This is a genomic window from Arthrobacter sp. B0316-5-4 (assembly GCF_059090325.1).
The window spans coordinates 816,053-828,213 of the sequence record NZ_JBNHFN010000002.1 but is presented as its reverse complement, the minus strand read 5'-3'; the positions used below and the strand labels follow the sequence as shown (position 1 = coordinate 828,213).

At 64.1% G+C, this 12,161-nt stretch carries 8 protein-coding genes; 6 read left to right on the top strand and 2 right to left on the bottom strand.

All coding sequences use genetic code 11. From position 1 onward, the window contains the following. The first annotated feature begins 30 nt into the window (after window positions 1-30). Window positions 31-810, top strand: coding sequence for an SDR family oxidoreductase (locus AC5RU9_RS08115; protein ID WP_494016018.1), 780 nt, complete (start codon window positions 31-33; stop codon window positions 808-810). On the opposite strand, the gene AC5RU9_RS08110 is transcribed toward AC5RU9_RS08115, so the two are convergent. Then, on the bottom strand, window positions 807-1,844 hold the full coding sequence (locus AC5RU9_RS08110) for an endonuclease/exonuclease/phosphatase family protein (protein ID WP_494016017.1): 1,038 nt from the start codon (window positions 1,842-1,844) through the stop codon (window positions 807-809). The genes AC5RU9_RS08115 and AC5RU9_RS08110 overlap by 4 nt on opposite strands. Before the next feature lie 327 nt (window positions 1,845-2,171). On the opposite strand from AC5RU9_RS08110, the gene ileS reads away from it, so the two are divergent. Genes ileS through ndk form a run of 4 tightly spaced genes read left to right on the top strand, consistent with a single transcriptional unit; the run spans window position 2,172 to window position 7,740 of the window. Next, window positions 2,172-5,456 (top strand): isoleucine--tRNA ligase, encoded by a 3,285-nt coding sequence (gene ileS, locus AC5RU9_RS08105; RefSeq protein ID WP_494016016.1) that lies wholly within the window; start codon window positions 2,172-2,174, stop codon window positions 5,454-5,456. Between the two features lie 2 nt (window positions 5,457-5,458). Next, entirely contained in the window at window positions 5,459-6,820 is a 1,362-nt protein-coding gene (locus AC5RU9_RS08100; protein ID WP_494016015.1) for a bifunctional folylpolyglutamate synthase/dihydrofolate synthase, read from the top strand. A 2-nt stretch (window positions 6,821-6,822) separates the two neighbouring features. After that, window positions 6,823-7,275, top strand: coding sequence for a DUF4233 domain-containing protein (locus tag AC5RU9_RS08095; protein ID WP_494016014.1), 453 nt, complete (start codon window positions 6,823-6,825; stop codon window positions 7,273-7,275). 45 nt (window positions 7,276-7,320) lie between these two features. After that, window positions 7,321-7,740, top strand: coding sequence for a nucleoside-diphosphate kinase (gene ndk, locus AC5RU9_RS08090; protein ID WP_062069281.1), 420 nt, complete (start codon window positions 7,321-7,323; stop codon window positions 7,738-7,740). Window positions 7,741-7,828: 88 nt separating this feature from the next. Here the strand turns inward: ndk and AC5RU9_RS08085 are convergent, their stop codons facing one another. Further along, a complete protein-coding gene (locus AC5RU9_RS08085) occupies window positions 7,829-8,500 on the bottom strand; it encodes a vitamin K epoxide reductase family protein (protein WP_494016013.1) in 672 nt (223 codons plus the stop codon). 471 nt (window positions 8,501-8,971) lie between these two features. Between AC5RU9_RS08085 and AC5RU9_RS08080 the strand changes: the two genes are divergently transcribed. After that, window positions 8,972-12,151: an Rne/Rng family ribonuclease gene (locus tag AC5RU9_RS08080; protein ID WP_494016012.1), complete on the top strand. Its 3,180-nt coding sequence runs from the start codon at window positions 8,972-8,974 to the stop codon at window positions 12,149-12,151. The last annotated feature ends 10 nt before the right edge of the window (window positions 12,152-12,161 follow it).

Here is a 12,161-nt window from a genome sequence, read left to right as displayed (position 1 = left end):
GTGCCCCCGCACGCCCGATAGGGTGGTGCCATGACTTTGGCAGCACACCAGACCCCCGCAGTCCAGAACAAAACCGCCGTCGTTACGGGGGCGAGCACCGGCATTGGCGAGGCCACCGTGAGGGCTTTGGCTTCCACCGGCTGGAAAGTCTTCGCGGTGGCGCGCAGGGCCGACCGGCTTGGTGCCTTGGGCGCCGAAACCGGGGCAGTGCCGTTCCCGGCTGACATCACGGTCGACGACGACGTTGCGGCCTTGCTCGCGGCCGTCACCGAAGCCGGAGGTGCGGACACCCTCATCAACATCGCCGGTGGTGCACGTGGCGCCGACATCATCGCGAACGCCGACACTGAAGACTGGGACTGGATGTACCAGGTCAACGTCCTGGGCACCATGAAAATCACGCGGGCGTTCCTGCCGATGCTTCGGGATAACGGCGAAGGCACCGTCCTCAACCTGACCTCGACAGCCGGACTGTCCGCCTACGAAGGCGGGGCGGGCTACAACGCAGCAAAGTTTGCCCAGCACGCCATGACCAATGCCCTCCGCCTGGAAGAGGTTGGCAACAACGTCCGGGTCATAGAGGTAGCTCCAGGACTTGTGCACACGGAGGAATTCGCCCTCAACCGTTTGGGCGACAAGGACGCGGCCGCCAAGGTCTACGAGGGTGTCGAGAAGCCCCTGACCGCCGCAGACGTGGCCGACGTCGTCAAGTACGCCGTCTCCCTGCCGCACCACATCAACCTCGACCAGATTGTGGTCCGCCCGGTCGCGCAGGCCGCCAACCACAAACTGGTCCGGAAGCAGGCCTAGCCGGCAGGGACGCTGAGCGTGGCCATGATGGCTGCGTGGTCGCTGCCGGGAACCTGGCTGACCGAGTAGTTGCTGCTGCTGATCCGGGGCGTCGTCACCATATGGTCGAGGACGATCCCCGGCAGCGGCGGACCTTCCATGGGCCAGGTAGGGGAGAACCGGGCACCGGCGGCGATCCCTGCATCGACGAATTTGCGTCCGTTCGGTCCGGAGTCCAGCACGGCCCGGAACTCCGAATGGTCATAGGTTGAGTTGTAATCACCCATGAGCAGCTGGTTGCCGGGCCGGGCGGCCTGGCGCGCGATCTTCCCAAGGTCGCTGCGCCATTGGGCTATGCGCTCATCCACGGGTGGAAGGGTGTGCACATTGGTCACGTGCAAAGTGGCCTTGGAACCCGACGCGGGATCGGCCACGAGGACGCGCGTGACGTCCATGGTGAACGGAGTGTCAGGCAGTTGTCCCTCGGCCTCCAAAGGAAACACGGAATACACCGCTCCGCCCGAGGCGTCGTCATTGGGTTTGCTGAGGTGCTGGGGCAGTAAGGTCTCCAGGCCCTCGGAACGCAGGCGGTCCTCCAGTCCTTGCGTGAACTCCTGGACCGCCAACAGCTGGACGCCATTGTCGCGGACCAACGACACGATCGTGGCAGCGTCCGCCTCGCCGTACTCGGAGTTCAGGCTCATGACCTTGAGCTGGGCCGCAGGTGTCCCCGCCGACAAAGGCTCCGCCTTGCCCGCGTCAAAGGGAAAAAGCCAGAACAACTGTGCGGCAAGCAGGACCGTGGTGGTAACCATCACCCAGGGGCGGCGCCCCAGCACGGCGAGGAGCAATGCCAGCACCATCGGCGGCACCATCCACGGGGTGAAGGACAGCAGCTGGACTACCGGCAAAGGCCACTCAACGGGAACAGCCCGGAAGATGGACAGTCCCGCTACGGGAAGCACCAGGAGCAATGCCAGCACAGACCACGCAAGGGAAGGCCGTCGTCGTCGAGCGGGGCGGGTATCCGGAACGGCAGCAGCGGGATGCGTCATGGGTCCGAGTCTATTCACGCGCGGCGCGCGGCCGCCCACCAGGGCGAGGAACTGCCAAGTAGAGCAAGGACCCCGGCTGCCGCTAGACTTGGAGGACAAGCTTTGACCCGGCCATCACCGGTGAGCTTCCGGAAGAACAGCACAGGCCGCCCACACGGCGGCCACTGCCCAGTAGAACCGGACGGGTAAGCCCGTCACAGCAGTAATGAGAGGCCGGAGCCCCGTGTTCCGGTAAGTGAGGTGGTACCGCGGTACCCGTGTCGCTGACAAGCGGCACAGGAGCCGTCCTCGCATCCTGACAGTCAACCAGCTATCACAGGATATGAGATGACCCACTACCCCAAGGCCTCAGCGTCTTCTTCCGGCACGCACGGCGTGTCCGCTTCCGTGAAGTTCCCGGAGATCGAAGAGCGCATCCTCAAATACTGGGACGAAGACGGCACCTTCCAGGCCAGCATCGACCAGCGGGATGCCGGTAAGGATGGCAGCAACGAGTTCGTCTTTTACGACGGCCCTCCCTTCGCCAACGGCCTGCCCCACTACGGCCACCTGCTCACGGGCTATGCCAAGGACCTCGTAGGCCGCTACCAGACACAGCGCGGCAAGCGCGTGGAACGCCGCTTCGGCTGGGACACCCACGGCCTCCCCGCAGAGCTTGAAGCCATGAAGCAGCTGGGCATGACGGACAAAACCCAAATCGAAGCCATGGGCATCGACAAGTTCAACGACGCCTGCCGTGCCTCCGTCATGAAGTACGCCAACGAGTGGAAGGCCTACGTCACCCGCCAGGCCCGCTGGGTGGACTTCGAGAACGACTACAAGACCCTCAACGTCGAATACATGGAGTCGGTCCTCTGGGCTTTCAAGCAGCTGCACGAGAAGGGCCTGACCTACAACGGCTACCGCGTCCTTCCGTACTGCTGGAAAGACGAGACACCGCTGTCCAACCATGAGCTTCGCATGGACGACGACGTCTACAAGAACCGCCAGGACCAAACAGTCACGGTCACGTTCCCCATCAAGGCCAACGGCTCCGCGCTTTCCAAGGACCTCGAAGGCGTACAGGCGCTTGCCTGGACCACGACGCCCTGGACGCTGCCCACCAACGCAGCGCTCGCCGTCGGGCCTGACATCTCCTACGCTGTCTTGCCAGCTGGACCCAACGGCGTGAAGGCTGCTTCCGCCGAGGCGCCGGTATCCGGCAGTTTCCTCCTCGCCGCTGATCTTGTGGGGTCCTACGCCAAGGATCTGGGGTACGACGACGCTGCTGCCGCCACTGCCGCCGTCGTGTCCACTTACTCAGGCTCCGAGCTGGCAGGACTCGAGTACGAACCGCTGTGGAATGACTTCGCAGACACGGAAAAGTACGGCACGCAAAACGCCTGGCGGGTCCTCGTGGCGGACTACGTCACCACCACGGACGGTACCGGCATCGTCCACCAGGCACCGGCCTACGGTGAAGATGACCAGAAGGTATGTGAGGACGCCGGGATCCCCGTGGTCCTGTCCGTCGATGAAGGTGCCAAATTCCTGCCGCTGTTCGCCCACGGCAGGCTGGCCGACATCGTCGGCCTCCAGGTCTTCGATGCGAACAAGCCGATCACCCAGGTCCTCCGGGCCGACGGCCGCTTGGTCCGGCAAGCCAGCTACCAGCACAGCTACCCACACTGCTGGCGCTGCCGGAACCCGCTGATCTACCGCGCCGTGTCCTCCTGGTACGTGGAAGTCACCAAGTTCAAGGACCGCATGTCCGAGTTGAACCAGGAGATCAACTGGATCCCGGGCAACGTCAAGGACGGCCAGTTCGGCAAGTGGCTGGAGAACGCGCGTGACTGGTCCATCAGCCGCAACCGGTACTGGGGTTCGCCCATCCCCGTGTGGCAGTCGGATGATCCCGAGTACCCCCGCACTGACGTCTATGGCTCATTGGCCGACCTTGAGGCGGACTTTGGCCGGCTCCCGGTCAACAACGAAGGACAGGTGGACCTGCACCGCCCGTTCATCGATGAACTGACCCGGCCCAACCCGGACGACCCCACGGGCAAGTCCACCATGCGCCGCGTCGAGGATGTGCTGGACGTGTGGTTCGACTCCGGCTCGATGCCTTACGGGCAGGTCCACTACCCGTTCCAGAACGAGGAATGGTTCGACACCCATAACCCCGCAGACTTCATCGTGGAGTACATCGGCCAGACCCGTGGCTGGTTCTACATGCTCCACATCCTGTCAACGGCTTTGTTTGACCGGCCGGCGTTCCGCAACGTCATCAGCCACGGCATCGTGTTGGGTTCCGATGGGCAAAAGATGTCCAAGAGCCTGCGCAACTACCCGGACGTGTCCGAGGTCCTGGACCGCGACGGTTCCGACGCGATGCGCTGGTTCCTGATGTCGAGCCCTATCCTCCGCGGTGGCAACCTGATCGTCACCGAGCAGGGCATCCGTGACGGCGTGCGCCAGGTCATCCTGCCGCTGTGGAACGTTTACAGCTTCTTCACGCTCTACACCAATGCCGCCAACGGCGGTGCGGGTTACGACGCGAAGCTGCGCTACGACGGCTACTCCGACACGCTGGACCAGTACCTCATGGCCAACACGGGGGACCTGGTGCGCAACGTCACGGCAAGCCTGGACAGCTATGACATCTCAGGTGCCTGCGACGAGCTCCGCAGCTACCTGGACATGCTCACCAACTGGTACGTCCGGCGCAGCCGCCAGCGCTTCTTCGACGAGAACGTTGATGCCTTCGACGCGCTGTTCACGGCCCTAGAGGCGATCTGCCGCGTCTCCGCCTCCTTGCTTCCGCTTGTCTCCGAGGAGATCTGGCGCGGACTGACAGGCGGACGCTCGGTGCACCTGGCTGACTGGCCCGACGCTGCGCTGTTCCCGTCCAACCCGGAACTGGTCGAAGCCATGGACCGTGTCCAGCAGATCTGTTCCACGGGTTCGAGCCTGCGCAAAGCCGCGAACCTTCGCGTCCGCCTGCCGTTGCAGGAACTGACTGTGGTGGCGCCAGGCGCGGATGCGCTGGAAGGCTTTGCCGGCGTCGTCGCGGATGAACTGAACCTGCGCTCCGTGCGCCTCATGGGTGCTGCCTCTGCTTCGCCGGAAGAGTTCGGCATCGAACAGAAGCTCGTGGTCAACGCCCGTGCCGCCGGCCCGCGTCTGGGCAAGAACGTCCAGCAGGCCATCAAGGGCTCCAAGTCCGGCGACTGGTCCGTGAACGATGGAGTGGTGGTGGCTGGAGGCCTTGAGCTTGAGCCCCATGAGTACACCCTGGAAACCGTGGTGGCCCAATCCGCCGACGGCGGTGCTGCCGCTGCTGCCGTTCTGCCCGGTGGCGGTTTCGTGGTCCTCAACACCGAGGTAACTCCGGAACTCGCCGCCGAGGGATTGGCCCGCGACATGGTCCGGGCCATCCAGCAGGCACGCAAGGACGCTGGACTGAATGTCAGCGACCGCATCCACACCTCCGTGCAGGCCGCGCAGGACGTTGTTGACGCCCTGGAAGCCAACGCCGAGCTGGTCAAGACCGAGACTCTCACGTTGGAACTCGAAGTCCTGCTGGCCAGCGTGGACGAGCCGCAGGTCACCGTAGCAAAGGCAGGGGCCTGATCATGACTGACGAATTTTCGGTGGAAAGCGTCTACGCGGAACTCCTTGGCCGGGCGCCGGAAAACAAGATGGAACCACGCCTTGCGCCGCTGTTCCGTGCCATGGACGTGCTGGGCGAGCCCAACAAGGCTTACCCGATCATCCACATCACGGGCACCAACGGAAAAACCTCGACGGCCCGCATGATCGAAGCCGGGCTGCGGGCCCACGGGCTGAGCACTGGCCGGTACACCAGCCCGCACCTGTCCAAGGTGACTGAGCGCATCAGCATTGACGGCGAGCCGGTGCCGGATGCGACGTTCGTGCGTATCTGGGACGAGATCCGCCCCTACCTGGAAATCGTGGACAGCGAGCTTGTTGCCGACAACCAGCCGCGCCTGACCTACTTTGAGTGCCTGACCATCCTGGGCTTCGCGGTGTTCGCCGACCAGCCTGTTGATGTTGCCGTGATGGAAGTTGGCCTGGGCGGTATCACCGATGCCACCAACGTAGGCGACGGACAGGTTTCGGTGATCACTCCGATTTCGCTTGACCACACGGACCTGCTGGGCGACACCACGGAGGACATCGCCTACGAAAAGGCGGGCATCATCAAGCCGGGTGGCTTCCTGGTGAGCGCTGCCCAGCCCGTTGACGCTGCCCAGGTCCTCCTGGAGAAGGCCCGAGAAGTGGACGTTCCGTTCCGTTTCGAGGGTGTTGAGTTCGGTGTGGAATCCCGTAGTGTCGCCGTCGGCGGCCAGGTCCTGACGATCCAGGGCCTCGCTGGACGCTATGAAGACCTGCTGCTGCCGTTGCACGGCGCCCACCAGGCAGAGAACGCCGCTGTGGCCGTGGCTGCCTTGGAGGCATTCTTTGGCGGGGGAGAGAAGGAGCTCGACGCCGAGGTGCTGAAGGAAGCCTTCGGCACGGTGACTTCGCCCGGCCGCCTTGAAGTGGTGCGGACTGCCCCCACTGTGGTGGTGGACGCCGCCCACAATCCGGAAGGAATTCGTGTCTCTGCCGAGGCGATCCAGGAAGCCTTCAGTTTCAGCAAGTTGGTAGTGGTGGTCGGCGTCCTGCGGGAGAAGGACGCCGAGGAGATCCTGAAAACCCTCAAAGAGTCCCTTGGCGGGCTCGCCGAGGAATTCTGCTTCACCCAGTCCAACTCGGCACGTGCCGTTCCCGCAGCGGAACTGGCCGAACTCGCCGTCGACTTCGGTTTTGGTGAGGACAACGTACATATCGCGGAGAAGCTCGACGACGCCCTCGAATGGGCTGTGGAGCGTGCCGAATCCAACGACGACCTCGCCGGTGGCGTCCTGGTGACCGGATCGATCACGGTAGTTGCAGAGGCCCGCATCCTGCTTGGAAAGGCCGGTGCCTGAGCATGGCCAAGATGACGAAGGCCCAGCGCGAATGGCGCCCGGGAATGCCCAAGAAGCGTCGGTCCACCAAAGTGATGTTCGCATCCACGGTGCTCCTGCTGGAGGCCTTCGTGGCGTTCTTCGGTACCCTGGCTGTCTTTGGGCTGAAGCGGGGTGAAGTGGACCCCGGCATCATCCTGGGCGTAGGCATCGCGTTGAGCGTCGTGTTGGTCCTGGCATGCGCAGTGCTGTCCAGACCCTGGGGCATCGCCGTCGGCTGGGCATTGCAACTGGTCCTGATCCTGACGGGCTTCGCTGAACCCACCATGTTCATTGTCGGCATCCTGTTTGCCATCTGCTGGTGGTACGGGATCAGGGCTGGCATGCGCATTGACCGCGAAGTGGCGCTACGGGACCGTGAGCAGGCGGAATGGGACGCGGCCCACGGTGACGAAGCAGGCACCCAAACCCCGTAAACTGGCTGGGAAAACCACCGACCAACCAACCACATTGGAGCAACTGTGAGCATTGAACGGACCCTCGTCCTGGTCAAGCCCGACGGCGTCGCCCGCAACCTGGGCGGAACCATCCTCGCCCGGATCGAAGCCAAGGGCTACACCCTGGCCGAGCTGAAGAAGGTCAACGCGACCCGCGAGCTGCTGGAACAGCACTACGAGGAACACGTGGGCAAGCCGTTCTATGAGCCCTTGGTCGAGTTCATGCTGAGCGGACCGGTCATCGCGGCGGTCTTCGAAGGCCACCGCGTGATCGAAGGCTTCCGGTCGTTGGCTGGAACAACGGACCCCACCACTGCGGCACCGGGCACCATCCGTGGCGACTTCGGCCGCGACTGGGGCCTGGCCGTCCAGCAGAACCTGGTCCACGGTTCGGATTCCGTTGACTCCGCAGAGCGCGAGATCAAGATCTGGTTCGAAGGCTAAAAACGCCCCACCGAGATGACAGAAAAGGCCGATGTTCGAGTCGAACATCGGCCTTTTCTGTCATCTCGCGGGAGTTTGCGCGTGCTTCCTAGTAGCCGGACGTCCCGGCGAACACGTGGAGGAACGCGAAGAAGATGGTGGCGGCGACGGCCACATACAGCAGCGCCACGATGATCCAGCCGGAATCACCCAGCAGTTTGGCCAGTGCCGGCGGTGCTTTGATGACCCCGGTGGAGATGTTCCGGATCGTCACCCAGACGAACAAGGGAATCATAACGGCCCAGACCACCATGCAGAACGGGCACAGGACGTTGATGACGTAGAGGGCCTGCGACCACAGCCACACGACGAACGCGAAACCCAGGGTCACCCCGGCCTGCAGGCCCAACCAGTACCAGCGGGAGAACTTTGCACCGGCCAGGAGCCCCATGGCGGTGGTGATAATGACGGCGAACGCGACAATCCCGATGAACATGTTGGGGAAGCCAAACACCGAACTCTGGGGAGTTTCCATGACCTTGCCGCAGGAAATCCAAGGATTTACATCGCAGACGGTGACATGGTTGGGGTCCTTCAGAACTTCAAGCTTTTCCAGGACCAACGCCCCGGAGGCCAACCAGCCAATAACGCCGGTGATCAGCAGGAGCCACGCAAAGGGCTTGTCCCGCACGGTCCTGGGCAGTGCGGCGCGCATGGTGGACTGTTCTTCCACCGGGGTGGAGGCGTTCTTGGCCAGGTTTTCCCTGGCGGTGCTCGGCATCGCGGATCTGATCCTTTTCGATATGTTGCCCGGCGGGCCGGGAAGGGCTCTTGGGAGGATTGTAGCGCCGCAGGCTGGGCAAGGCGCCCAGCCTGTTGCGGGAGTTCGGCGACACAGCCGCTTACCCCGCGAAGGTGCGGGGGTGTGAGAGAATGAACATGGCCGGTTTCCGATCCACATTCGGAGTCCGGTCCGGTGACTTGTTCCCAAGACCGCCAGTATGAGCTGGGCATGCCCCGGATCCCATGATCCTCGGTAGGCCCGCCATGACAATGGACGGCACCTGGTTGTGGCAGCAGAACAACGGGTTTCAGGACAGGGCCGCCGGCTTTCCAGGGCTGCCGCACCCCAATGATGGTGCGAACCGGAAGGCAAACTACCGACTTCTGTCAACGCCCGCGGGTTTTGACAATATTTGCCCCACTGGGCGCCGGATGTGGCGGTGTCGCTGGGGCAGGAGTGTTGCCACATATGGATAAAGACCAGGTTGTAGCCGTTAATGACGAGGCAGCTCCCGCGGAAACAGCGGAAGCGCCGAAGAAGACCACCCGGACCCGCCGCAAGGCCGCGCCCAAGGAAACTCCTGCGGTTGAATCGACCAGCAGCGAAGTGCCCGTCTCTGTTGAAGGGACCGAAACCCCGGAAGCGGCCGCCGCGCCGGTGCGCAGGACCCGGTCCCGCAAGAAGGTTGAACCCGCCGAGCCGCTGCCGGGCTTGGGCGAGGAAACCGCTGGCGCCCCCGAGGCCGCAGCAGGTGAGAGCCAGCCAGAAGCTGCCGCCGAACCCGCGCCGGAAAAGCCGGTCCGCCGTCGTCGTACGGCAAAGCCGAAGGCAGAAGCAGTAGAGGCGCCTGCCGCTGAAGAAACCACGACGCCGGATGCCGGCTCCCAGCCCGGGGAACCTGTCGCTGAGATCACCGCTGCCACCCCGGCTGAGGAGGCTCCGGTTCCTGCTGTGGAGGAGGCCCCCGCTGAGGAGGAAACCCCGGCGGCGTCCACGTCCCTGTTCCTTGAACCCGTTTCCATCACGTCCATGATTTTCCAGGCCCCGGACCTCACCACCGTCCCGCGCGTTGCGGCCGTGGAAGAGAAGGCCGAGGAATCCGAAGAAGAAGCTGAGACCACCGCGGACGCCGAGCTCGATGACGCCGGCAGCCACCGTCGTCGCCGGAGCCGTGGCCGCCGCGGCAGGCGTGGAACCGAACGCGAAGAGAACGAAACCGAGGATTCCAGCGAGTCCGAGGACGAAGAAGCCCCCGCAGCGGAGGCCCTCGAAGAAGGCGTCACGTCGCGTCGTCGCCGTCGCCGTCGCCGCGGTGACCAGGATCTCGAACTGACCGGCGGTACGGATGACGACCCGCCCAACACGGTGACACGCGTCCGCGCACCCCGGCCCATTACGGAAACCGCTCCATCGAACCGCGTCACCAGCGTCAAGGGCTCCACGCGGCTTGAAGCCAAGAAGCAGCGCCGCAGGGAATCCCGCGAAACCGGCCGCCGCCGCCAGGTCATCACTGAAGCCGAGTTCCTTGCGCGCCGCGAGTCGGTAGACCGCCAAATGATCGTCCGCCAGCGCGACGACAGAATCCAGATCGGCGTCCTTGAAGACGGCGTCCTGGCCGAGCATTTCGTGTCCAAGACACAGCAGGATTCCCTGATCGGCAACGTGTACCTGGGCAAGGTCCAGAACGTGCTGCCCTCCATGGAAGCCGCGTTCGTGGACATTGGCCGTGGCCGGAACGCCGTGCTGTACGCCGGTGAAGTCAACTGGGATGCTGTCAACCTTGAAGGCCAGCCGCGCCGGATCGAGAACGCCCTGAAGTCCGGCGACTCCGTCCTGGTACAGGTCACCAAGGATCCCGTGGGTCACAAGGGTGCCCGCCTGACCAGCCAGATTTCGCTGCCGGGCCGCTACCTTGTGTACGTGCCGGGCGGCTCCATGACCGGCATCTCCCGGAAGTTGCCCGACGTCGAACGCAACCGCCTCAAGCGCATCCTCAAGGACCGCCTGCCGGAAAACGCCGGTGTCATTGTCCGCACCGCGGCCGAGGGCGCCTCGGAAGAAGAGCTGACGCACGACATCAACCGCCTGCGCGCGCAGTGGGAGGGCATTGAGGGGCAGGCCTCCTCAACCAAGGTGCTGGCGCCGGAACTGCTGTACGGCGAACCTGACCTGACCATCAAGGTAGTGCGCGACGTCTTCAACGAAGACTTCTCCAAGCTGATCGTCTCGGGCGACGACGCATGGGACACCATTGAGGCTTACGTAACCTACGTAGCCCCCGACCTGGTGGGACGCCTCGAAAAGTGGACCAAGGACCAGGACATTTTCGCTGCCTGGCGCATCGACGAGCAGATCCACAAGGCCCTGGAACGCAAGGTCTTCCTGCCCTCCGGTGGTTCATTGGTCATTGACCGCACCGAAGCCATGACCGTGGTGGACGTCAACACCGGTAAGTTCACCGGCAGCGGCGGAAACCTTGAAGAGACCGTCACCAAGAACAACCTCGAAGCTGCCGAGGAAGTAGTTCGCCAGCTGCGCCTGCGCGATATCGGCGGCATCATTGTCATCGACTTCATCGACATGGTCCTGGAATCCAACCGTGATCTTGTCCTGCGCCGCATGGTTGAATGCCTTGGCCGCGACCGCACTAAGCACCAGGTCGCCGAGGTCACGTCCCTGGGCTTGGTCCAGATGACGCGTAAGCGCATGGGCACCGGCCTCCTCGAGGTCTTTGGCGAACAGTGCGAGCACTGCGCAGGACGTGGCGTCGTGACCCACGACGAGCCGGTGGAGCACCGCCGCGCCAACGTGGTGGCCGCCGAGCACCACCGCCCGCACACGGAGACGCAGCAGCAGCAGCAACCGGCCGCCCGAACGGAACGAAAGCGTCGCCGTGGCAAGGGTGGGGGACAGGCTGTTCCTGAAGCCCCCGCACCGGTTCAGGTTGCACCATCCGTACCCGCCGCCACGTCGACGCACACCGAACCGCAGGACCCTGCGCGCCAGGCAAAGGCCGAGGCCACCAGGGCTGCGTTGGCAACGATCGCGGCCGCAGCACACGCCGCCCACCTGCACGACGACGAGCTTCACCGTGCAGAGGAACTGGCCCGCTCAACGCATCAGTCGGCCGCCGCCGAACCCGCCGTTCACAGCGACGACGAAGAATCAGCGGCCCACGACGCGGCGGTTCGGGAAGCACGCTCCACCCCGGTCCTGCGTTTCGGTGGCGAAGAAGTCGCCTTGCCGTTCGTTGAGCACCAGGAAGAACCCCAGGCTGCCAAGCCGGCCATGAGCTTGGATCTGCTGGCCGAGGCGTTCTCCCATCTCGGAGCGGCGCCGGAGCAGGAGGCGGCAGTAACGGCTGTCCGCGAACCTGCTGCTGCCCCGAAGGCGGCAGCGCCGGAACAGGCCGTCGAACAGGATCCGGAAGCCGCTTCGGCGACTCGGAGCCGTCGAGTCCGCCGTAACCGCAGCGCCAGCAGGGCCCAGGGTGCAGCTAACCAAACAAGCGTTGAGCACCACGAAGTGACTGCTTCGACGCCCCAGGGTTCGGCACACGAGGCGAAAGCCCCTGCTGAACCAGCCAAAAAGGCGCCCGCAGACGAGCCCATCATCCTGGGAGTCGGCGTACCGGCTTCCGAGCTCTGACCGGTTCATA

Bases quoted from the DNA above. Each gene is read 5' to 3' on its own strand.
- AC5RU9_RS08115 (WP_494016018.1), top strand. From the start codon at position 31: ATGACTTTGGCAGCACACCAGACCCCCGCAGTCCAGAACAAAACCGCC.
- AC5RU9_RS08110 (WP_494016017.1), bottom strand. From the start codon at position 1,844: ATGACGCATCCCGCTGCTGCCGTTCCGGATACCCGCCCCGCTCGACGA.
- ileS (WP_494016016.1), top strand. From the start codon at position 2,172: ATGACCCACTACCCCAAGGCCTCAGCGTCTTCTTCCGGCACGCACGGC.
- AC5RU9_RS08100 (WP_494016015.1), top strand. From the start codon at position 5,459: ATGACTGACGAATTTTCGGTGGAAAGCGTCTACGCGGAACTCCTTGGC.
- AC5RU9_RS08095 (WP_494016014.1), top strand. From the start codon at position 6,823: ATGGCCAAGATGACGAAGGCCCAGCGCGAATGGCGCCCGGGAATGCCC.
- AC5RU9_RS08085 (WP_494016013.1), bottom strand. From the start codon at position 8,500: ATGCCGAGCACCGCCAGGGAAAACCTGGCCAAGAACGCCTCCACCCCG.
- AC5RU9_RS08080 (WP_494016012.1), top strand. From the start codon at position 8,972: ATGGATAAAGACCAGGTTGTAGCCGTTAATGACGAGGCAGCTCCCGCG.